The sequence below is a fragment of the Streptomyces sp. NPDC042364 genome (genome assembly GCF_056437585.1).
The window spans coordinates 1-22,876 of sequence record NZ_JBWKAJ010000034.1; the positions used below are offsets into that span (position 1 = coordinate 1).

Here is a 22,876-nt window from a genome sequence, read left to right on the forward strand (position 1 = left end):
CCCGCGGAGCGGGATATGCAGCGCTGGCGCGCTGCATAGGGAACGGCTCCGCTGACGCTTCGCCAAATTCCCGCGCAAGCGCGGGAATTAAATTCCGCAAGCGGAATTTGACAGGACGTCAATTCGCGCACGCGCGAATTGAGCGCACCCGCGCAAGCGCGGGTGCCGAGGCTGGCAGCAAGAGGGGGTGCATCACGCGCGGGACTGTGTAGCTACTGGAAATCCCAGCCGCTACCTCTATAACGGAGGTGACGGGTCGTCGGCTCGACATGTGCCGGCCCTACCGCAGTAACGGGCTCCGCTGCGCTCCACCCTAACCCCTCCTCAACTCGCAAGACCCGAACAGGAAACCTACACAACGCTCCACCAGCATACAGGACAACCGGCCGCTACAGAGTGAGAATCGGCCATGCATCACTCTGGTGGTGGAAGTTGTCTCAAGGATGGTGCATCACTGTGATGCACTGTGTAGAGTCTGGGGACAGACACCACACCCCCGGGACGCAGCCACCGCGCGGGGAATCCCTTTCATATGCGCCACATTCCGCGAGAAGGAGACCACGGGGCATGGCCGTGAAGCTGCGTGACCACCAGATCGAAGCCGTTGCCGCCATCGTGCGCGGTCTCGATATCCCGCCGGGCGGTATTCCCTGGAATGGCTTGCGCGGGCAGGTGCACGCTGCGTGCGGCACCGGAAAGACGATTATTGCTGCCGCGTCGGCTAAACGGCTTGCGCCGAAGGGGCGCATTCTCGTCTTGGTGCCGACGCTGGATCTCCTGGCGCAGACGGTGAAGGCGTGGCACGAGGCCGGGCACAAGGGGCCGGCGGTTGCCGTGTGCTCGCTCCAGGACGACCCAGAGCTGTGGAACCTGAAGGTGCGCTCCACCACTAACCCTGTGCAGCTGGCGCTGTGGCACGGCCAGGGGCCCGTCACCATCTACGCGACGTACGCGTCGCTGGGCGTGCTGGCGGAGGCTTTCGAGGGCGTCTACGGCCAGCAGTTGGCCCCGGTGGACCTCGCCGTGGTCGATGAGGCGCACCGGACAAGTGGCTCGATGGGTAAGGCGTGGGCGGACATCCACGACCAGACCGTCATCCCGGCGCACCGTCGCCTGTATCTGACGGCGACGCCGCGGATCTGGCAGGAGCGGCCCAACTGGGAGGTTGCCGAGGGGGTGCGGGATCCGCTGCCGCGCGAGATGGCGGCCTCGATGGACGACGAGAAGGTCTTCGGGCCCGTCCTGTACAAGCTCAGCCTGGCGTCGGCTGTCTCGCGCGGTCTGCTGGCGCGGTACCAAATCATCGTGCTGGAGCTCCAGGACCCGGTCGTCACCCCGGAGAAGCTGATGGGTGAGGAGCGGCGCAGCGAGGAAGTGCGGGGGCAGCGGCTGGGAGCCTTGCAGGCCGCGCTGCTGCACACGATGGCGCAGCACAGCCTTCAGACGTGCATCACCTTCCACCATCGGACGATGGAGGCACAGGCGTATGCGGAGGGCCTGGAGCGTGTGGCGGCGAAGCTGCACGCCGATCAGCCGGAGAAGTACCCGGCGAAGATCTGGGCGGACTGGCTGTGCGGGGAGCACGTCCCGGAGCGCCGGCGCGGCGTGTTGGGTGAGTTCGGCTCCACCGCCTGGCGTGCGGTGCTGTCGAACTGTCGTGTCCTGGGTGAGGGTGTCGATATCAGGGCCGTGGACAGTGTGGCCCTGTTGGACCCGAAGGGGGCGCCTCACGACATCGTGCAGGCCATCGGACGTGCTTTGCGGCAGAAGCCGGGGCAGGGGAAATTGGCTTCTTTGATCGTGCCGGTTTTTCTCCAGCCGGGAGAGAAGCCGGAAGACATGTTCACCTCGGCATCGTATCGGCCTTTGGTGAAGGTACTCGAAGGTCTTCGGGCTCATGATGAAGAGGCCGTGGAATTGCTAGCGATTCCGCAGGAGCCGCAGAAGGACGTGGCGCAGCCGTCCGTGAACATCGGCTCTGCGCCCGAGGAAGGCGAGGAAGAATCTCGTCTGTTGCTCCGTTTCGCGGCTCCGCGTGACCCAGTGATGGTCGCGGACTGGGTCAGCTTCAATGTGATCGACACGGAGAAGCAAGACTGGGCGAGGGGCTGGGCGGCGCTGAAGAAGTTCACGGAGCGTGAGCAGCATGCCAGAGTCCCATATGGTCATAAAGAGGGCGCATACCCTCTTGGATCATGGGTGGCGGAACAGCGACGGGCCTACGGCGCGGGGCAGATAAGCGGCCTGCGTGCCCGGCGGCTGGAGAAGCTGGGCATGGTCTGGTCCCTGGCCGATGAGCGGTTCCAGGAGAACCTGGAGGCCGCGAAGGCGTACTACGACCAGCGCTGGACTCTCTGCGCTCCGAGGTCCGCAGTGGCCCTGTCCAGACCGGTAGGACAGTGGTTGAGCAATTTGCGCCGCGCGGGTGCGTTGGACGGCCACCCCGCGTGGGCGACAGCGCTCAAGGAGGTCGACGAGGACTGGAACCCGCCGTGGCCGGCCGACTGGCAGCGGCACTACGCCGCACTGCGCGGACTGGTGGCCGAGGAAGAGGGCCAGGCGGAAGTCCTGCCTGGCGTCACGGTCCACGGCATGGACATCGGCAAGTGGCTGGCCCGGCAGCGGACACCGAAGGTCTGGCAGGCCCTGACCGACGGACAGCGCGAGCGCCTGGAGCAGCTCGGCATCACACCGCTCGCCCCAGCGCCGGAGGAGCCCACAAGGGCTTCCACGACGTTCGAGCGGGGCGTGGCGGCCCTCGCGCAGTACAGAGCCCGCACAGGCTCTGTGAAGGTCCCCAGGCCCCATGTAGAGCTACTGGAGGACGGGGCCGAGGTCCGGCTTGGAGTGTGGATCATGAACCAGAAAAGCCGCCGCGCGAAGCTCACCACCGACAAGCTCTCTGCACTCGCCGCGCAAGGGCTGGAGTGGGCCCATGAAGGCTAAGGAACGGGATAAATTTGTGGTTAAGCAATGCCTGCCTGAAGTGAGGGTACAGGGTCATGGCCTCTGAGGAAGAGCTGTTCGCGTCCGTCGACGCTCTGTTGAACGAGGAGCCGCACCTGCCGCCTCCGGCGGAGCGTGCCCGGCTGCGTGAGGCCGCCGGTATCACCCAGGCCCGCCTCGCCACCGCGTTGAAGACCACGACCCAGTCAGTGAAGAACTGGGAGAACGGCCGTAGCGAGCCGAAGTCGCCACGCCTGGAGGCATACCAGCGGCTGCTGAACGGGTGGGCGGCGAAGTACCCCGCCCCTGGCGCAGCTCCGACAGTCTCGGTTGCCGCGGCGTCTACCGAAGCGGGTGCGTCCAGGGTGGAGACGGCAGATGCCCTGCAGGCTCCCGCCGTTCCGGCTGCGGCGCCGGCGCGCCCCGCCGTCCGGCCCGCTGCGGCATCGCGGCGTCCGGCCACGAAGAAGGCGGCGCAGCCCGCAGCCGACCTGCGCTTCCCGCACGGGCCCCTCGCGGTGCTGGACGGCGACGGCTGCGCGTACGGCGTGGACGGAATCGTGCTGGACTGCCCCGCGACCACCGTGCCCGAGCTGGTGGAGTGGACGCTGCGCGAGTCCGGCCTCGGAGCACCGCGCCTGCACCGCAACGGCAAGGACAGCGACCCGCTGATCGTCCTCACCGCCGCGGCCGCCGTGAAGCTCGGGCTGCCCGAGCGCCTGGAAGGCCACGAACAGCGCCGCTCTCTGCGCCTGCCGGAGGACCACCCTGTGGTCAAGCAGGTGGTGAAAGCCAAGTGGCGGCTCACCCAGCGCGGGTTCGGCCCCTGGGCAAGGATCTACCGCAAGGCCCAGGGCCGCGAGCGGCAGTGCGTGCAGCTGGCGATCCTGTCCTGGGACGCGCTCGACCCCCGGTCGTGGCCCGGCGTTACGGAGATGGAGCCGGCCGACGTCGCGCGCGTCCTCGGTGTGTACGCCACCCGGGTCATCACCCCGCGCGGGTCGGCGGCCGTGTCCGGACTGGAGCTGATGACGGCGCTGCGCCCGCCCACCCGCGCGGTGCGCGACGAAGCGACCGGGAATTGGGTGCCCGGCCACAACCCCGGCAGCCTCGGGACGGAGCCGATGGACCCCGCGCCGCCGGAGGCAACCGCTGAGCACCCCGTGGTCGTGGACAGCGGCTGGACCGGTGGCTTCCTCAATGAGGAGGCGTATCAGTGGGTGCGCGAGGTCAGCCTGCTGACGGATGAGGAGTGCACGCTGCCGTACGCGGTCGGCCTGGACCTCAACACCGCCTTCCTCGCCGCCGCGGCCCGCCTGGTCGTCGGCCTGTCCGCCCCCGACCACTTCCACGCCCCGGCCTTCAACCCAAAGATCCCCGGGAGCTGGCTGGTCGACCTCTCGCACATCGAGGTGGACCCGCGCCTGCCCTCACCGTTCACACCGGACGGCACCCGGCCCACGGGCCCGGCCTGGTACCAGACACACACCGTCGCCTACGCCCAGGAACTCGGCTACAACGTCCAGCCTATGGAGGCGTACCTGCGCCGCGAGACCGGCGCCTACCTGGACCCGTGGCACGACCGCCTCAAGACCGCCTACGTCGACACCCTCGCCGACCTCGGCGTCACCAAGGACCTGACCGACGCGGAGTTCCTGGCGGCGATGGAGCGGCACAAGGACGTCGACCCGGCCCTGGCGGCGGTACTGGCTGCCATCAAGGCCACCATCAAGGGCGGCATCGGCAAACTCCGCGAACGCCCGCAGGGCAAGCGCTACAAGGAGGGCGAGCGGTGGCCGGCCCTGCAGCGCCCCACCTGGCGCCCCGACATCCGCGCCGCCGTCATCTCCAAGGCCCGGGTCAACATGCACCGCAAGATGCGCAACATGGCCACGATGACGGGTCTGTACCCGCTCGCCGTGCTGTCCGACTGCGTCGTCTACCCCTCACCGGGCGACAGCCCGCTCGACTTCCTGCCCTACGCCGCCTCCGGCAAGCCCCAGCCCGGTGCCTTCCGCCTCGGGCCCACACCTGGCCTGGCAAAGCTGGAGGGCGTTCAGTCGATGCTGTGGGCGGTCGACCTCATGGAACAGGGCCTCAACCCGGCCCGTCACATCAAGGGCGGCGACGCTGTCCTGGACGAAGGCGAGTAGGCGCTGTGGGAGAGATCGACGACGCCATCGAACGCGCCGACCGGGAAGCCTTCACCCGCCAGCCACCCAAGACCCTCCAGGCCCGCATCAACTTCCTGATCAAGCAACTCAAGACCACCAAAGCCGTCGCGGCGGAGATCGGGGTCAGCCAGCGGTCGGTGGAGCGTTACCGCAAGGGCGAACGTAAGCACCCGCCGAAGGGCATCGCCGCGAGGATCGACGATGCCGTGCGGCGGCGCTGGCAGCCCCAGGTCCGCAAACGCCGGCGCAAGCAGGCCGCCACGACCGGGATCACGGTCGAGACCCGCGCCCGGTTCGGCTACACCGCGCCGATCGGCACGACAGACGACGGACGCTTCCGCCGCCTCACCGTCCGCCTCCCCGCGCACTACGCGCAACGTCTGTTCGACGCCCGCGACGCCGGAGCCACCGACCAGCAGATGCGCCAGATCATCGCCGAAGGCTTCAAAGACATCTACTTCCAAGACGGCGGAAACCGCGCCATGGGACTCTCCGACGTCACCCTCAACGACATCGACTACCTCGACCTCGACTACTGACCCAGCCCCGGCTCGCAGGCCCGGCCCCGGCTCGGGTGAGCCGAAGCACGATAGCTGTCACACGCGACGGGATGGGTGGGGAAGCTGTTGCTGGCCTCGGGTGCCTTTCGGGTGGCTCCCCTGCAGGGTGAGATGACGCTGTCGTTCCTGGGGCGGATCGCGGACAGGTACGGGCTGACGGTGCGGAGTCTGCTGTCGTCGGTCACCGAAGTGGCCGGCCAGCAGAGCGTCGTCGGGGCTCTGCAGGGCGACAGTGAGGTGTTCTTGAACGCCGCGGCCCGGGACCGGGTCGCGGCGCTGTGCCGTGTGCCGCAGGTGGACATACGCCGTGCGCTGCCGGCCTGGACGCGGGAGGAGCCGCTGGGCCCCTCGACGGAGAGACCGGCGGCGCGGCTCCACAACGGGGTGGAGACGGTTGCTGCCTGGGGTCCGGCGTGCCCGGGCTGTGTGGCTGCACGGACCGGCCGCGTTGCACCAGCCCGGCTGTACCTGGCGACGCACCAGCGAGTCTGCCCACGCCACCGGTGCTGGCTGATGGGCGTGCCTGGCAGCGGGGGCCGTGTCGTGGGGCTGGCCGGATGCCCGGAGGTGGTCCAGGCGCAGGCCGATCACCGCAGGCTGCTGCGCCGCTCCCCCGTCGCTGCTTCGGCATTCGAGGTTGCTGAGGCGGTCACCGCCTCGTGGTGGGCGCAGAAGTGGCCCGAGGAACGCCTGTGGGCGATGCGGCTGGAGGCGGCCATGCCTGCGGGCGAGGATCCGCAGCGGTGGCGGATCCTGGCGCGGGATCTGGTCACCTACCCCGAGACCGTCGCCCTCGCCACGCTTCTGGCCAGCCGGGCCTGGCGGCTCCGTGTCGCGGCTGACGGTGATGGTCACCTCCCCTACCGGTTGGCTGATGTGCCCTGCGTGCCCAGCGAGCTGGGCCATCGCCTGCGGCGATCGTGGCTCACCGAGCGTCTGGCCGCCTGCACCCACGGACCGCTGTTTGCCTGGACGTACCAGTGCATCCGTACCAAGGGCGGCCGTGGAGACGCCGAACAGCGGCTGTGGCAGGTCCCCTTGGCGCTCCGGCCCCGGCCTCTCGCCGACGTTCTCGCGGGCTACCAGCGTCGGCAGACCGCGGGCACAGAGGGTCTGCCGGCTCAGAAACGGCTGCGGGGCCACAGCGTGCACGCCGACGGGGCCTTCGCCGCCGGCCTGGCCCACGCGCGTACCTACGCCGCCCAGCACGGCCACCTCGCCACCCGACGCGACACGCGAGTCGGTTCCTTCTCCCTGGGGAAATGGGTGCACAACCAGCAGTCCCACGCCTTGGCCCTGCCTGAAGAAAAGGCCGCTGCCCTGAAGGAGGTGGATCCGTGGTGGAACATCCCCTGGTCGGTGAAGTGGCAGCGCTCCTACTACCGCGCCCGCGACCACGTCAGACGCCACGGCCCCCTCAACGCCGCCGACGGCTTCCCCGACACCCACGTGCTGACCGGGGAGTGGCTGTACCTGCAGTGCACCGACTACAACTCACTCCACCCCGAACAGCGCCGTCTGCTGGCCGACATCGGCATCACGGCCCAGGCCGCCGGCAGCGCACGCCCGCGCCGAACGAGCCGGACCGCGGGCATCGATACGGCTGTTGCCTGTGCGCGTGCCTTCGTCGCCGAACACGGATGCCTGGCCCTGGCCACCAAGAACGTCTCGTACCAGGGGTTTTTGCTCGGGAAGTGGCTCGCTGCCCAGCGTTGCCTCACCCGCCGCCAGGACGAACCAGCGCACCTTCAGATGCTCGACGCAATCGACGTGTGGTGGAACCCGCCGTGGCCCTTGGCGTGGCAGCGAACCTGGCACCGGATCCGCACTCATGCCCAAGACCGGCACCAAGGGGCTGCAGAAGAGGGCTGGCCGGACGGCAGTGACGGCTGGGCCACGTGGCTGTCCGTACAGTGCACCGGCTACAAGCAGTTGCATCCCCCGCAGCAGCATCTGCTGGCGGAGATCGGCATCACCGCCGAGACCGCCGCCGCTCGCCCCCACGAGATCATCGCCCGGCTCTGCGGTACGGGCCCCGGGCTGGCCCACGCACGCACGTACGCCGCCGCACACGGCCACCTCGCCACGCCCCAAAAGGCTTGCCTTGAGGGGTTTCCGCTGGGCCGGTGGCTGAGCGAACAGCGCCGCCAGGCGCGGGAGCACCGTCGCAGTACAGGCGGGACATGGCCGGTCAGCACACTCCTCGCAGCGCTCCACCCCTGGTGGAACCCGACCTGGTCCTTGGAGTGGCAACGCAATTGGAGCCGCGTACGGAAGCGGTCAGAGTCCGCGTCCGCAGCCGACAGCAGTGGTGGTATCGGCATTGAGGATCTTGAGAAGGAGCTGGCCAGCTGGCTGAGGCGCCAGTGCACCGACTACAGCAGACTCCACCCCGAACAGCACCGCCTGCTGACCAAGATCGGCATCACCGCCGAAACAGCCCGAGCCGCCCAACCACCAGCTTCCCGCACCGAGCCCGGTCTCCTGGACACCGCTCTCGCGCAAGCTCGCGTCTACGCCGCCGCGTACGGCCATATCGCCGCGCCCGCCAGCACCGTCCTGGACGGGTTCGAGCTGGGGAAGTGGCTGGCCTGGCAACGACGACGCGCCCGCCAGGGCCGCCTCTCCCCCACCCGTGCCGAAGCCCTGACCATGATCGATCCGTGGTGGAACCCGCCCTGGCCCCTGCAATGGCAGCAGGCCTACCACCGCCTCCGCACAGCAGCTACAGGTGCCGACGGCGTACCGACCACGAACCTCCCCCGAGGTCTTTGCCACTGGATCCGTGTCCAGCAGGATTCCTGGGAACATCTCCACCCAGGCCAGCAGGACCTCCTGACCACCCTCGGCATCACACCCCACACCGTCGTAGGCAAACGACCCGCCCCGGCCACACGCTCCTACCCCGCCAGCCCCGGACTCCACCACGCACACGCCTACGCCGCCCAGCACGGCCACCTCACCCCCGACAAGCACACCCGACAAGCTGGCTTCCCCCTCGGCCAATGGCTGAGCCAGCAACGCCGCAAAGCCCGCGCCGGCACCCTCTCCGCCACCACCGTAGCCGCTCTCACCAGCCTGGACCCGTGGTGGAACCCACCCTGGCCCTACACCTGGCACCGCACCTGGCAGCAATACCGCGCCACGATCAGGGGCAACGAGCCCCTCCCCGACACACTCCAACGGTGGGCCAACGCCCAACGTAGTCAATGGAGCACTCTCCACCCCGGCCAACAACAACTGCTCACTGACACCGGCGTCACTGGATGAGATCGGGTGTCCAACAAGCCGGTCAGCGACCATGCGTGACGAACCATCAACTCACGACGTGAGCTGCATCACACATTTTTGAGCACGGCGTGCCCATGCCCTGGCCGCAGGGGTGGGCCGGTAGGTTGCCCACCAATTCTTGGTGGGCAACCTACCGGCCCACCCCTCGCGTTAAGGGCATGACCTGCAGGAATGCAAGTTGCCCGCCTCCACGAGTTCCCACCAGTCTTGACGGCGTGCCGCGGCGCCCGGCACGCCTCAACATCACGTCAAGCTGGAGGGGAAAACCCCTGTGCTCAACACCATCGGCAGCCTCCTGCCCACGCTCCTCGGATGCCTCGGACTCATCGCGCTCGCCTCGAACGCAACCGCGCCCTGCGGCACCCGCGCCAAGAAAGCCGCCACCACGGTCACCGACCACCTGCGCGCCATCACCAACCACGCTCGCGCCATCGTCGCGGCCATCACCAATCGCAGCGGCCTGAACGGCGACCAGGACTGAGCAACCACACCCGAGCACCAGTTCCATCCTCAGGCAGTCACACCATCGCCGTTCCCGGAAAGGCCGCCTGAGGATGGACTGCTCCACGCCCCCAGAGGCTTCTGGGCGCGACGTTTCGCCTCGATTCCCGGGCCGCACCGCTGCCAAAAGCATCAGACCAGCCCTCCCATCACGGCCGGAGACGCTCCCGTCGGCCGGGATGGGATCTTCGGTCGCTCTCCTACGTTGACGCGCCCTCTGCAACGTTGGGATCCCAGCTCTCCCATGCCTCACCAGACGCTAGAGTTTTCCCACCTCGTCCCGAAGTGGTGTGTTTCAACGGCGCGTTGACGGCTGCTGGCCACCCGCGTGTCCGTGCCGTACAGCAAGGGAGCATTGTGCGACTCGTCGAACTCAGCGTCACCAACTTCCGCTCGCTGGGCGACGTCCAGGGCATCCCGATCCACAAACAGACCATCCTGACGGGGCACAACGACTGCGGGAAGACAGCGACTCTGGACGCCATCGCTTTCCTGCTCGGCGAGCGCCCTCTCGCGGACAGTGACATCTCTCAGTTTGCCGAGAGTGAACCCGCGCGCGCTGCCCTGCCATCGGACGAGGACGCCGCGGAGCCGATCGCGGTGACGGTGGAAGGCCGGTTCGACCTGTCCGACGCCGAGAAGAAGGCCCTGGGTCTCCCCTCTTCCATCCAGGTGCGCCGTCGGCACGTGGAAGGCGAAGGCGTCTCACTTGAGTGGCTGGCGCAGGTGCCGCAGAACCCCGCGCTACGGAACATCTCCTCCCTGAAGGCGTCCGAGCTCCGCAGCCTCGCCTCCGATGTAGGCGTCAAGTTGCGTGAGGGCCAGCCGAACGTCAAAGCGAGCTGGACCGAGGTTCTCGAGGAGCATGCGGCCTCAGCCCCGACGGTTGCCGGTTGGGCGCAGGCGCCCGAGCACGTCGTCAGCGCCCTGCCTCAGCTCCTCTATTTCCGGGGCGATGCTGCGGAGACTCCCGACACCGTGGTCCGCAGCATCCTGACGGCGAAGTTGCGCGAGTACACCCTGCGCGAGGAGACCCGGCAGAAGATCACCGATCTGGAAACCGATTTTTCCGGCCTGCTCAAGGACGATGCCGCCCGCCTGCAGAAATTGGTCGAGGAACGATGCGGCTTCGACTCCTTCTCGCTGGAGCCGACCGTGCAGTTCCGGCCGACTGTCAGTGGCGTCTCAATGACCGCTGCGGCACCGGGTCAGCGGGCCGTGTCACTGGCTGCGGCCGGGGCCGGCCGGTCCCGCCGGATTTCGCTGGCGCTCTGGGAGGCCAGCCAGCAGCTTCTGTCGGAAGCAGCGGAAGACGGCGTCACAGGCGGTGTGATCATCGCTTATGACGAGCCCGACACGCACCTCGACTATGAGCACCAGCGTCGCATCATGGACATGATCAAGGTGTCGGCGTCCGCCGCTCAGTCCACCGTGATCGTTGCCACCCATTCCCTGAACCTGATCGACGGTGTCGACATCCAGGACATCGTGCATCTCAATAGCAGGGACGGACGAGCCTACGTACAGTCGCTCGGCGCAGAGGACACCGACGAGGACACCCGGCGCTTTCTGTCGAACATGGCGGTTTCCCTGGGCTTCCGCAACAGTGTCCTCCTGCACGAACGGTGTTTCGTCGGTGTCGAGGGCCCCACCGAGTACGCGGCTCTGCCGGCACTGTTCAAGCTGGCGTTCGGCTACCCGATCCAGTCCGCGGGCATCGCACTGTGGGACTGCGGCGGCAACGACGGCGCCCTCAACTTCGCCAAATTCCTCAAGAAGCACAAGCGCACCGTCGTGTTCCTGGTCGACGGCGACTCTATCCGCGACAAGGAAAAGGAGTTCAGCCTCAATCGTTTGGAGAAGTACGGTTTCTCCGAGAAAGACTGCCTCTTCCTCGGAGACCCGAACGAACTGGAGGACGTCTTCAGCGACGATCAGTGGGCCGACACCATGAACGCCGAATGGCCTCGCAAGGACGAGCAGCAGTGGACACCCAAGGATGTCGCAGACCTGCGCAGCAGCGGCAAGTTCAGCAAGTCGCTTCACAGCCTGCTGTACCAGCACTCCGAGCAGGCTCCGCGTAAGAAGGAGAGCATGGTCGTCGAGTTGACTCGTCGGCTGCGCAAGCCCTCCGACGTCCCGCCCGCGCTAGTGAAGTCGTTCGAGGACGCAATCAAGGTAGCCCGTGAAGCCGGACTGGCCTACTGGCCCGAGGAAAGCTGAGTCAGGCGCAGTGCACGGCGGGCTCGCATCCGGCTCAGACGCTGCTCTCGGGTGGGCTCCTCCCATGAGTGCACACCCACAGACGACGCCCAGCGCCGACCATGCCGGCTCTTCTCCTCACCGCACCACCGGCATCCAGACGGCGCAGGGGGGCCTGAATGGCGAACACGGACAGCCATAGCATGCACCTCAGTACTCTCCGCTCGTTGTGCCGGTGACCTACTCAAAGAGTCCCACGCAGCACTGACAATCGGCAGAGCGGGAGCAGAGCCCCAGCAAGCTGGTACCGCCCGGAAACAACCAGCCCCCCGCGCGACGCCTCCAGACCGTATGCCGCAGACCGAACACCGCTCCCCTGAGAGATCAGTAGTCGATGTCGGTGAACTCGACCTCAAGCTGTTCAGCACGGTTCCCGTGGTCCTTGAAGGACACCTCCTGGATACCCTCAGCAATGACCTCATATGTGATCTGAGCAGCGTTGCCCCCGCTGGGCGTCGAATGGGCGCCGGGCGTACTCGGCCGACAGGCGGACGGTGATGCGGCGCAGACGTCCGTCGTCGGTGGTGCCGACGGACGTGATGCAGCCGAAGCGAGCGCGGGCCTCCCCGGTGCTCCCGTTACGGATCACAGCCTGCTTGCGGCGCCGGTCGCGGACGCGGTGCTGCCAACGGAGCTCGAACCGCCACGTCGACACGGCCAGCGATGGCCCTGGACGGCTGTTTGCGCTCGCCGGTGCGGTAGCGCTCCACAGACCGCTGAGTGATCCCGAGTTTCTGGGCCACGGCCTCGGTCGTCTTCAGCGGCTTCAGCAGGAAGTCCGATCCGCCCTATTGAGGGTCTTGGGCGGCTCGTGGGTGAAGACACGGCCGCCGGCCGATCAACGCAGGGCGGTGAGGTGGCCTCGCCTTGTGTCTGACGGTCAGCTTCCCGGAGGAGCTTCGGTGCCGTTGCCTGCCCTCACCGGGTTCTGCCATTGCCTACAGCGCTGCCGACGGCCCCTCGCATGTCCTATACGTCGTCGAAGCTGGGCTGACTCCATGGCTGGTCGGGGGGTGGGCCTTGGGCGCCGAGGAGCTGGGTGATCTTCTCGGCTTCGTCGCTTGAGAGATCAGAGAGCAAGCGTGTCGTTGTGCCGAGGAGGGCGTCCAGCGGTACCTGGGTACGTGCGCCGCGAGCGCTGGCGATGCCGGTGCCGAACAGGCACTGGAGAGTCTCGCCGGAAGGGATGCGGGCATCGGCCTCGATGACTCCCTCGGCCTGTCCCAGCGCGTCGCTGATGCCGTCGAGTTGGGCGTCGTGGGAGATGTCGTCTCCGGGGCCGCCGTATCCGACGTGGCGGTCCGTGACGACCATGCGAAGAGAGGTCAACGGGATGCCGAAGCGGTCGGCCCTGTTCCTCACCTCGTCGAGGCGGGGCAGATCGTGCTCCTGTCCCTGCGGGAGCTGGCGCCGGGACTGGGCAACAAGCACATGGAAACGCGGGGTCTGCAGGATCAGCTGGCCGGCCTTCACCGCCCAGCGCCACGGGCTGATGTTCGCGTCAGCCATGCCGGGCACGATCATGCAGACGCGGCTGGTCCAGAGCTGGATCGCCTCACGCATCAGGTGCTGAAGGTTGCCGGTGCCGGCGGCCGGGGTGCGCAGCAGGATAGGGAGGCTGATCATGCGGACGACCCGGTTCCAGAATGCGGAGTCGGTGATGTCCTCGGATTCCAGCAGGTACATCAGGGCCGTCTCGTCGAGATGGCCGACGCCTCGCTGGGGCGCTGGGAAGCTGGCGAGCGTGGATCCGCCGCCCTGCCAGAGCGCGGCGAGGAAGGTCGACATCCGGTCGGCGACGTCGGTGGTCATCCGTGCGGTGAGGGCGTCGACGGCGTCGCGGGTGGGAACGCGTTCTCCCGCACGGGCGGCCTCGGCTCCCTGAACGACCGTGTTCAGGAACTCCTCGGTCGCCGCTTTGTCGAGGGTGCCGCGGCCGCCTTCGAGAACGGAGCGGGACACCAGACGGGGGATGCCGGGAGAGTCGTCGGCCGGTTGGAGTGCGCCGAGTGCGGAAGCGTCGAGGAGCAGCGCGGTGCTGCTGCCGGGCAGCGAGGGAAAATCTCCTTGCTGCCGTTCGGTGGGCAGTTGACCGAGCGCCAGGAGCACCGGCCGGTCGGCACGGGGAAGGCGCTGCAGGTCGTCCTCGAGCTCGCGCTGGTCGGATGTGGTGCGCAGGTAGATGAACCGGCGCGGTGTGCGGGGTCTGCCGGGCCATTCGAGGACCATGTCGGGGACATGGGTGTGGTTGAAGAACTCGGTCTTGGTGATGGTGGCGCCGGGGTCCATGCGGCGCAGGTGGCGGGCGACGATGTCTTTGACCCGGGTGAACATCATCCGGTCGTCGGGCTCGTCCATGGCCTGGGAGATCGACTGTTCGACGAGGTTCACCACGAGCCCTCTCTGCGGGTGAGTTCGGCGGCGACGATGGCTGCCCAGTCCTTGAGCGGCAGAAGGGTTTCCTGCTTGTCCGAGAGCACGATCAGCCACAGGCGTGCGGCGACCGACTGGGCGAGTTCAACGTCCAGGAGTTTTCGGGCTTCCTCGGTGTCGCTGGTGCCGAAAACGCGGCTGCTGTGCTGAAGGACCGCGGTCTCCACCTGGCTGGGTGAGTTGAGGGTGGACCAGGAGTTCGCGCGGAAGGGTGCCCAGGTGATCCACATGAAGTGGTCGCTGAGGTGGTGCTGGGCCTGGGCTGCGACGTAGCACTTGGCGAGGAACTCGTCGAACTGGGTTCCCTGATCGCTGGGTTGCGCGTAGTTCTTGACCTCCGCGCAGAACATGTCGTTCTGGTAGGGGTCGCCCCGCATGGCGCCACCCAGATCGAAGGAGAACGTCCGGCCTCCGTACGGCCAGGACAGCGTCAGCCGGCGGCCGCAGGACTCCGAGTCCGTGTTCGCGTACGCGCCGAAGATACGCATCGTGCCCTCGAGCCACTGCTTGGCTCTGCGGGCCCCCGAGAAGCCCTTCACCTGAGCATCTTCGCCAACCACCACGTGCGTAGCTTAGTGCGATCAGATCATCACGGTGCGCTTGAACGGGCCAATCCGCCGCCGCACCGACGCCTGCAGTCCCTGAAAGGGAGACTCATGGCCCGGGGAAGTAGACCGATAACGGGACCGAGGACCGGCCGGCTGCTGCGAAATCCCCCGCCCAGAGCGGTGAACACGAGACCGTGGTGGAGTGACTCATCTTCCCCGCCCATTGCGGACAGCTCCCCTGCAGGGGGAGACGACCTCGTCGCTGATCTGCCGCATCGCCAGCCGATATGGGATGGAAGCGAAGGTGCTGCGGGCCTGCTGGAAGTGGCGCAACTACCCGCCTGGGCACGAGGGCGGAGGCGCACGTGCCGACGCCGAGGTGCTGCTGAACGCAGCCGGACGCCAGCTCCTGGCGGGCATGTGCGGCGTGGAGGAGGACGTGCTGGCAAGGGCGTTGCCGTCCTGGGAGGAAGGGGACACCAAGCTACGCGCCGAGGATGGCGATCCGGTGGGGCTGTGGCGGATCGGTGGCGCGGTGGTCGGTCCGGTGGCGTTCAGCTGCCGACTGTGCACGGCCCGGCGCACGGGGACTGCTCTCCGGGCGGTGCGGTACGCGCCGCGGTGGGAGCGGGTGTGCGTGCGGCACGGACGGTGGCTGCTGGACGCGGACGCCAACCAGCCGCTGGAGCACCTCGACCTGCGCGACCTGCCGGAGGTGGTGGCGGCGCAGCGGCGGTGGCCCTCGGTGGCGCGGCGGGCGGTGCGGGCCGGTGCGGAGCCGGAGAGGGTGTTCGCTCTGGGTTATGCGGTGGTGGCCCGGTGGTGGGAGCAGGCCCTGCACTGGGAGCGCGAGGCGGTCTGGCCGCGGCGGCTGCACCAGGTCGCGGGCGGCAACGCCGGGACGGAGCTGGAGTGGTGGCGGATCGTGGGCCGGGACTCGGTCGTCTTCCCCGAGGTGGTGGCCGTCGCCGACGCGCTGCTGGACCCGGTCATGGCCGAGCTGGCGTGGCGGGACAGCGGGGCCGGGCAGCCGCGGCCGCTGCCCGCTGACGGGGCGTTCTGCCGCCGGCTGGGTGAGCGGGTCGGGCGGGGGTGGCTGGGGCCGCTGGCCGCCACCGACTACGGCGGCCCGCTGACCTCGTGGATGGGCGCCGTCATCCGCATCCGCCGCGGCGCCGGGGGCCCGCCCGGCTACGGCAACGATCCGTGGTGGCTGAGGCAGGAGCACCAGCCCGCGTCCATGGCCGCCCAGCTGCGTGTCCTGTCCAAGGAACGCAGCGCGCCCGGCTCGGGCACCACGTGGCGCTCTGCGGTGCCGGCCGAGCAGCGGGCACGGATCACCAGCCTGGTCAACGACGCCGAAGAGCAGCTGACCCAGCTGCGCGGTGCCCAGTACGGCAAGACCGCCGACGCCGCTCAGCAGTTGCTGGGCAACCTCGGCCATGCCGCCACGCTGATCGAGCAGGCCGTACAGGAGACCGCAGCGGCAGCCCTCGGGGCCGGGATGGCACTGGAGGATCTGGCGCGCTGGGCCCGCCTGCCGGCCGATGTCCTGGCCGAAGCACTCCCGGACCACCACCGCAACAGGCAGCCGGGAAAGGAGCGGTGAGCAAGTGTCAGGAGGCAGGCAGGGTGTGCACGGATCGTGATCTGCAGGGCATACCTCATCGCCCGGCACTCGTGATCAGAATCCGTGAAGCCGCCCGCCAGCGGGGCGGGACGGGCTTGACTGGGGCGCGTGGGCAGCAAGGACGCAGCGGCCGCAGCAGGCAGCCGCTCACAGCACATGCAGAGGGACACCGGATCTGAGTGGGAGGCGGTCTTCGTCGACCCCGTCGGGCAGGTGGTGCAGCAGCGGTGGGCGGACGCGGTTCTCGCGGTGGCCTTCGAGGAGCTGGAGCCGGTGTCGGCGTTCCCGGTGGTGCCGGGGCGGCGGTGGGGGCCCGGCCAGTGGTGGTCGGCCACGACCGGCCGGCATGTGGCCTGCGGGTCGGCCGCGATGCGGGCGCAGCTGATGGTGCTGGACCGCGACCCTGAGGTGGTCGGCCTGGCCGGGCGGCCGGTCCGTCTGCTGTGGCGGGAGGCGCGCGGCCAGGTGCGCTCGTGGGTGCCGCAGCTTTTCGCCCGCCGCCGCGACGGCACCGCTGTGCTGGCCGACTGTCCCAGCCACCCGGAGGTCGGCGGCGAGCGGGCGCAGCGGGCTGCGAGGGTCCTGGAAGCGGCGTGCGTGCAGGCTGGCTGGAGCTACCGGCGCCTTGAGCCACTGGAGAAGATCCTGGCCGCGAATCTGAAATGGCTGGCCGGCTACCGCCACCCCCGCAACGCCGGGCGTCCCCGTCTCGCGGCCGCCGTTCGTGAGGCGTTCGCACAGCCGCGGCCGCTGATCGAGGGGGCCGAAGCGGTGGGCGACCCGATCGAAGTCCTGCCCGCTGTCTTCCACGCCCTGTGGCACGGACACCTCACCACGCCCCTGGACATACCGCTGCACGAGCGGGTCCTCGTCAGCACCGGCGCCGGTGGTGCGAACGGCCGCGGCGGCCCGGGCAGCTGGGACGGGCGGTGAGCGGGCGGCGTGGCGGGCGGCCGGTGCTGCAGGTCGGAGCGCACGTCCGTTTCCGTGAGAGCACCTGGCAGGTCATCGCTGTGGCGGGGCAGCAGGTCCACCTCGCCGGTGAGACAGGTGAAGACGAGACGGTCGTGGCCGGGCATCTGTTCGCCGACCCGTCCTTCGCCATCGTGGGCGCCGAGATGCCCCAGGCCGTGACGCAGTGGGGGCTGTTCGAAACCGCGCCCGAGGACGCGCGGCGCAAGGCGCTGGCCTGGCAGCGGCACATCCGCGAGGTGGAGTCCGGCCTGCCCGGCGGGACGGACAGCGGCGGGGTGCCCCGGGCCGAGTACGACCCCGACCGGTTCACGCTCGCGCAGCGCGAGGAGGCCAAGGCGGCAGAGCTGACCGCGATCGGCTTCGGACCGGTCTCCCGGACCACGGTGCAGCGCATGCGCCTGGCTTACCGCAAACAGGGCTTGTGGGGGCTGGTCGACCACCGCACCACCCGCCGGCCCGTGCCTACCGGGCGCACCGACGAACGCGTCATCACCGCCATCGAGGAGGCGCTGCGGCGCCAGCGAGGCCGCTCCAAGGGCACCGTCAAGGGCCTGATGCCCCTGGTCACCCAGATCCTCTCCGACCGGCATGGGCGCGGCACGGTGACCATGCCCTCTCAGGCCACCTTCTACCGGCTCGTCCACCAGCTCGCCGGTCCCGCCGAACACCCCCACCGCCCCGCCCGGACGCTCCCCTCCCCGGCCGGCAGGCGGGCGTTCACGCCGACCGTGGCGCTGCGGCCGGGCGAGCAGGTGCAGGTCGACACCACGCGGCTGGACGTTCTGGCCGTCTTCGACGACGGCACCACCGGCCGGCCCGAACTCACCATCGCCGTCGACGTGGCCACCCGCGCCATCCTCGCCGCCGTCCTGCGCCCCGCCGGCACCAAGGCCGTCGACGCCGCCCTGCTGCTCGCCGAGATGGCCGTCCCCCACCCCGCCCGCCCCACCTGGCCCGACGCACTGCGCCTCGCCCACACCCAACTCCCCCAGCTAAAGCGGCTGATGGGTCTGGACGAACGCCTTCAGGGCGCAGCCGCCCGGCCGGTCGTGGTGCCCGAGACGATCGTCGTCGACCGGGGCAAGATCTACCTGTCCACGGCTTTCAGCGCCGCCTGCGAGAGTCTCGGCATCAGTGTCCAGCCCACCCCGCCCCACGCCCCCGCCGCCAAAGGCATCGTCGAGCGCACCTTCGGCACCATCAACGCCCTGCTGTGCCAGCACCTGCCCGGCTACACCGGCTCCGACGTCACCCGCCGCGGACCCGACGCCGAAACCGAGGCCTGCTTCAGTGTCGCCCAGCTGCAGGACCTGCTCGACGAATGGCTGATCCACTACCACCACCGCCCCCACGAAGGCCTGCGCCACCCCACCCTGCCCAAGAAGGCCCTCACCCCGAACCAGATGTGGGCCGCCCTCATCGCCGTCGCCGGCCACGTGCCCCTCCCCCTCAGCGGCAGCGACTACCTCGAACTGCTACCGGTGCGCTGGCAAGCCATCACCGAACGCGGCATCCGCATCGACCACCGCACCTACGACGCGGACGTCCTCGCCCCCTACCGCGGCCAGCCCTCCCCCGTCACCGCGCGCGGCGGCAAATGGGAGATCCACACCAACCCCCACGACGCCCGCCAGGTCTGGATCCGCCTGCCCGACGGACACCTGACAGAGATCCCGTGGATCCACCGCGACCACATCCACGCCCCGTTCAACAACGCCACCTGGCAGCACATCAAAACCATCACCACCCGCCACGGCGACCGCGACACCCACGAAACCGACCTCGCCGACGCCCTCGACCAGCTCATGCGCCGCGCCCACACCGGCACCGCCACCACAGGCGAGCAACGCCTGATCACCCGCACCGCACCGCTGAAAACACCCCCGCCCACGGCCGGCACCCGCACGCCCCACGCCCCGGAGCCGCAGGCCGACGGATGGGACGACGACAGTCTCGACGACCTCGACGACCTGCCTGACGACCCAGAGCAGGCTGACGGCGAGGAGGAAACCGTCGACAACGGCGACGCGCCCGTCCCGTACACCGGACTCGGCCTCTACGACCCCGCCCAGGAAGCCCTCAACTGGTGACCAGCCCCGCACGCAACCACCACGCCACCACCGACACCAGGGCACCGCTGCCCGGCACGCACGCAGCAGAACCGGAGTGGCCGATCACCACCTGGCAGGGCTGGCAGCACTTCGCCACCACCCCGCCCCTCGCCCCGCCCCAGCCCGGCGATACGCCCCGCGGCACGGAAGAACGCCTCGCCTACCACTCCGCGTTCGTCACCGTCCGCACCCCCGCCATCAACACCCTCGCCACCCAGGTCCGCACCCTGATGCTGCTCGGCCGCCACCAGCAGACCACCGCCCGCCCCTCACTGATCGTCACCGGCCCCGCCGCAGCCGGTAAAACCACCGCGCTCCTCGAAGTCGGGCGCACCTGCCACCTTGCCCACACCCGCAAGAACCCGGCCCCGCCCGGACGTGCCCACGAGCAGGTGCCGGTCGCGTACCTGCTGGTGCCGCCCGGCGCCACCGCCAAGACCCTCGCCATCGAATTCGCCCGCTACCTCGGCATCCCCGTCACCAACCGCATGACCCAGGCCCAGATCACCAGCGCCGTCTGCCACACCTACACCCAAGCCGGCGTCCGCCTGGTCCTCATCGACGAGATCCACCGCCTCAACCCGCGCACCACCACCGGCGCCGAAGCCGCCGACCTGCTGAAAGACCTCACCGAACGCATCAAAGCGACCTTCGTCTACAGCGGCATCGACGTCGCCGCCACCCCTCTGTTCAGCGGCATACGCGGCGCCCAGCTCGCCGGCCGCGCCAGTCTCATCACCTGCGGCCCTCTCCCCGCCCGCCACGGAAACACCCGCCCCTTCACCGACCTCGTCACCGACATGGAAACCGCCCTCGACCTCACCCAGCACACCCCCGGCACACTCCCCCGCCACGCCTCCTACCTCCACCAGCGCACCGCCGGCCGCATCGGAAGCCTCGCCCGCCTCATCCGCCAAGCAGCCATCACCGCCATCTGCGACGGCACCGAACGCATCACCAAGAAGGCGCTCGAAGCCATCCAGCTCGACCACCTCGCCGAAGAAGCAAGCCGCCCCCGAACCCGCCAACCCGCCAGAACGGCATGATGCGGACATGAAGACGACCACCGAGACACCGGGCAGCAACGAGTTCGCTGCCCTATGCCGGCATGCCTGGGACACCCTGATCCCCGCCCGCGCCGGCTACCTCGCCGACGTCTCACCTCACTACGACGAGGTCTTCCACGACGTCGCGCAGCGAACCGAGTACACCGGCAGCCTCGGCAAGACGGACATCGCAGCCCTCGTCGTCTGGAAACGGCTCTCCGCACAAACCCGCTGGGTGACCGCCCTCATGTCCCTGCCCGACACCCACGTACGAGCCGTCACCGAGCGGGCCGTCACCGCCGTCTGCGACACCACCCTCACCCGCAGCGAAGCCGCCAGCACCGGACGCAGCATCATCGCCGAACTGCCCGGCTTCCGCACCGGCGACGCCCTCGCCTCAGCCGTCCTCACCGCAGCAGCACCCCAGCGAATGGCCGTCTACGACCGCCGCGTCCAACACGCCCTCGACACCCTCCGCCTCCCCCTCACCCCCGCACCGGGACGCTACGGCCGCTACCTCCAGCTCCTCGACGATCTCCTCCACCACGGCGGAGCACGCGCCGACGGCTGGAGTGCACGCGACATCGACACCGCCCTGTTCTGGACCGGCGGCAACCCGCTCCAGCCGGTGCCGGTGTAGGCCCACCCCACACAAGCCCTGACCACGCAACAAGCCGCTGACCAGCACAAACCCGCACCAGCTCTTTAGATGCCAGGAACCATCACCAACACCACACCGCTGTTATCAACGAATCCCGAACAACCGCAGCCCAGACGCCCCATCACCACTTCCTTCAGCGTCCGCAAGCGCCGAAATAGTTATCAGAGAATCCACAACATCCCAGCTCAAGCCACCCTCACCACACCAACTACGAACCCCGGAATCACAGCACCCCCTCACCCCGGGCGCTGGCGCTGTCGGCGATCGACCCCTGGTGGAACCCGCCCTGGACCCTGGAATGGCAGCGTTCCTGGCACCAGGCACGCACCCACGTCCAAGACGGTCACGTCCTGGACGCCGCGTCCGGGTTCCCCGGCACCAGCAGCGCGCTGGCCACGTGGCTGACCACCCAGTGCGCCCAGTACGACACCCTCCAGCCCGACCAGCAGGACCTCCTCGCCCACATCGGGCTGACCGCAGACCGGGCTCGCGGCGCTGCCGCACGGCCCGCCGAGCGCGAGACCGACGTTGCTGTCGGCCTCGGCTACGCGCGCTCCTACCACTCCACACACGGCACCCTCGCCGCCGCGATCAGTACCGTCCACGACGGGTTCGAACTGGGGCGGTGGCTGCGCCGGCAACGCCAGCACGCCCGAACCGACGCCGACAGGGGCGCGCCTCAGTCTGCTGCGGCGAAGGCGCTGACCGCCGTGGATCCGTGGTGGTGTCCGCCCTGGAGCCTGGCGTGGCAGCGCGCCTGGCAGCACATCCACGACCAGATCAAGGCAGGCCATCACCTCGACGCCGACCACCACTTCCGCAGCTTCGCCCCCGCCCAGCGCACCTGGCTACGCACACAACGCAACCACTACGACGACCTCCACCCCGACCAACAGAGCCTCCTCGCCGACATCGGCCTCACCAGCGAAACCGCCCGCACCCGGCCCCTCAACCCCTACGCCGAAACCGCGCTCGCGCACGCCCGCGCCTACGCCGCCGCCCACCACACCCTGGCCGTGGCCTACTCCACCATCCACGACGGTTTCCCCCTCGGCCGCTGGCTCAACGACCAACGCCAACAAGCCCGACGCGACACCACCACAAACGCCCGCCACCAGGCCCTCACCACGATCGACCCGTGGTGGAACCCACCCTGGGACCTGGCGTGGCAGCGCGCCTACACCCGCGCCCGCACCACACAAAGCCGCCCCACCGGCTTGCCGGCCGACGTACGAAGCTGGATCAGAGCACAACACGCCGCCTGGGATGGTCTACGCCCCCAACAGCAGAAACTCCTGACCGACCTGGACATCACCCCCGAAGCCGTCGGCCGCCGCCGGACCAGCCGCGTCTACCCCGCAAGCCCCGGACTCGCCCACGCCCGCGCCTACGCCGCCCTGAACCGCCACCTCTCCTGCAGCAAAGACACCCGCCACGACGGTTTCGCGCTGGGCGACTGGCTGACACAAAAACGCCGCGCCGCCCGACAAGGCCGCCTCTCCCCCACCACCGCTCACGCCCTTGAAAACCTCGACCCCTGGTGGAACCCACCCTGGCCCCACACCTGGCAACGCACCTACCACCAAGCCAAGCTGCACCACCACACCGGCCAGGACCACTCCCCCACCCTCCAAAGGTGGGCCGAGCGGCAACGCACCCGCTGGAACACCCTCCACCCCACCCAACAGGAGCTCCTCACCACCATCGGCATCCACCCCGGATAGAACCGACAACACCA

14 protein-coding genes and 1 pseudogene are annotated in these 22,876 nt (G+C 69.0%); 13 read left to right on the forward strand and 2 right to left on the reverse strand.

Annotated features, from left to right (window positions below; translation table 11 throughout):
• The first annotated feature begins 567 nt into the window (after nucleotides 1–567).
• The 6 genes from AC067N_RS37150 to AC067N_RS37175 all read left to right on the forward strand — a co-directional run bounded on the left by AC067N_RS37150 (nucleotide 568) and on the right by AC067N_RS37175 (nucleotide 11,695).
• Nucleotides 568–2,946, forward strand: coding sequence for a helicase associated domain-containing protein (locus AC067N_RS37150; protein WP_478683372.1), 2,379 nt, complete (start codon nucleotides 568–570; stop codon nucleotides 2,944–2,946).
• Between the two features lie 56 nt (nucleotides 2,947–3,002).
• Nucleotides 3,003–5,099, forward strand: a complete 2,097-nt coding sequence (tap, locus tag AC067N_RS37155; protein WP_478683373.1) for a telomere-associated protein Tap — start codon at nucleotides 3,003–3,005, stop codon at nucleotides 5,097–5,099.
• A gap of 5 nt (nucleotides 5,100–5,104) precedes the next feature.
• The gene (tpg, locus tag AC067N_RS37160; protein WP_478683374.1) at nucleotides 5,105–5,659 is read left to right on the forward strand and encodes a telomere-protecting terminal protein Tpg; all 555 of its coding nucleotides are present in this window, start codon (nucleotides 5,105–5,107) and stop codon (nucleotides 5,657–5,659) included.
• A 111-nt stretch (nucleotides 5,660–5,770) separates the two neighbouring features.
• On the forward strand, nucleotides 5,771–8,950 hold the full coding sequence (locus tag AC067N_RS37165) for a Helicase associated domain protein (protein ID WP_478683375.1): 3,180 nt from the start codon (nucleotides 5,771–5,773) through the stop codon (nucleotides 8,948–8,950).
• A gap of 292 nt (nucleotides 8,951–9,242) precedes the next feature.
• On the forward strand, nucleotides 9,243–9,452 hold the full coding sequence (locus tag AC067N_RS37170; protein WP_033314519.1) for a hypothetical protein: 210 nt from the start codon (nucleotides 9,243–9,245) through the stop codon (nucleotides 9,450–9,452).
• 377 nt (nucleotides 9,453–9,829) lie between these two features.
• Nucleotides 9,830–11,695, forward strand: coding sequence for an ATP-dependent nuclease (locus tag AC067N_RS37175; RefSeq protein WP_478683376.1), 1,866 nt, complete (start codon nucleotides 9,830–9,832; stop codon nucleotides 11,693–11,695).
• 1,008 nt (nucleotides 11,696–12,703) lie between these two features.
• Here AC067N_RS37175 and AC067N_RS37180 read toward each other — a convergent pair.
• Both AC067N_RS37180 and AC067N_RS37185 read right to left on the reverse strand, forming a co-directional pair.
• Nucleotides 12,704–14,128, reverse strand: a complete 1,425-nt coding sequence (locus AC067N_RS37180) for a hypothetical protein (protein ID WP_478683377.1) — start codon at nucleotides 14,126–14,128, stop codon at nucleotides 12,704–12,706.
• Nucleotides 14,122–14,730 (reverse strand): hypothetical protein, encoded by a 609-nt coding sequence (locus AC067N_RS37185; RefSeq protein WP_143657753.1) that lies wholly within the window; start codon nucleotides 14,728–14,730, stop codon nucleotides 14,122–14,124. The genes AC067N_RS37180 and AC067N_RS37185 overlap by 7 nt, the downstream gene beginning before the upstream one ends.
• Before the next feature lie 277 nt (nucleotides 14,731–15,007).
• Here AC067N_RS37185 and AC067N_RS37190 point away from each other — a divergent pair, with 277 nt between their 5' ends.
• The 7 genes and pseudogenes from AC067N_RS37190 to AC067N_RS37220 all read left to right on the forward strand — a co-directional run bounded on the left by AC067N_RS37190 (nucleotide 15,008) and on the right by AC067N_RS37220 (nucleotide 22,862).
• Nucleotides 15,008–16,324: a DNA-binding protein gene (locus AC067N_RS37190; RefSeq protein WP_478683378.1), complete on the forward strand. Its 1,317-nt coding sequence runs from the start codon at nucleotides 15,008–15,010 to the stop codon at nucleotides 16,322–16,324.
• Nucleotides 16,325–16,501: 177 nt separating this feature from the next.
• Nucleotides 16,502–17,278 (forward strand): TnsA-like heteromeric transposase endonuclease subunit, encoded by a 777-nt coding sequence (locus AC067N_RS37195; protein WP_478683397.1) that lies wholly within the window; start codon nucleotides 16,502–16,504, stop codon nucleotides 17,276–17,278.
• 23 nt (nucleotides 17,279–17,301) lie between these two features.
• A complete protein-coding gene (locus tag AC067N_RS37200) occupies nucleotides 17,302–19,410 on the forward strand; it encodes a Mu transposase C-terminal domain-containing protein (RefSeq protein WP_478683379.1) in 2,109 nt (702 codons plus the stop codon).
• Nucleotides 19,411–19,493: 83 nt separating this feature from the next.
• Nucleotides 19,494–20,477, forward strand: a complete 984-nt coding sequence (locus tag AC067N_RS37205; protein ID WP_478683398.1) for a TniB family NTP-binding protein — start codon at nucleotides 19,494–19,496, stop codon at nucleotides 20,475–20,477.
• Nucleotides 20,478–20,484: 7 nt separating this feature from the next.
• Nucleotides 20,485–21,117, forward strand: coding sequence for a hypothetical protein (locus AC067N_RS37210; RefSeq protein WP_478683380.1), 633 nt, complete (start codon nucleotides 20,485–20,487; stop codon nucleotides 21,115–21,117).
• 491 nt (nucleotides 21,118–21,608) lie between these two features.
• Nucleotides 21,609–21,788: pseudogene (locus AC067N_RS37215) on the forward strand (helicase associated domain-containing protein); the annotation flags it as partial.
• Between the two features lie 60 nt (nucleotides 21,789–21,848).
• On the forward strand, nucleotides 21,849–22,862 hold the full coding sequence (locus AC067N_RS37220; RefSeq protein ID WP_478683381.1) for a helicase associated domain-containing protein: 1,014 nt from the start codon (nucleotides 21,849–21,851) through the stop codon (nucleotides 22,860–22,862).
• The last annotated feature ends 14 nt before the right edge of the window (nucleotides 22,863–22,876 follow it).

Coding starts and splice junctions, on each gene's coding strand:
- AC067N_RS37150 (WP_478683372.1), top strand. CDS start 568: ATGGCCGTGAAGCTGCGTGACCACCAGATCGAAGCCGTTGCCGCCATC.
- tap (WP_478683373.1), top strand. CDS start 3,003: ATGGCCTCTGAGGAAGAGCTGTTCGCGTCCGTCGACGCTCTGTTGAAC.
- AC067N_RS37210 (WP_478683380.1), top strand. CDS start 20,485: ATGAAGACGACCACCGAGACACCGGGCAGCAACGAGTTCGCTGCCCTA.
- AC067N_RS37190 (WP_478683378.1), top strand. CDS start 15,008: ATGGAAGCGAAGGTGCTGCGGGCCTGCTGGAAGTGGCGCAACTACCCG.
- AC067N_RS37195 (WP_478683397.1), top strand. CDS start 16,502: ATGCAGAGGGACACCGGATCTGAGTGGGAGGCGGTCTTCGTCGACCCC.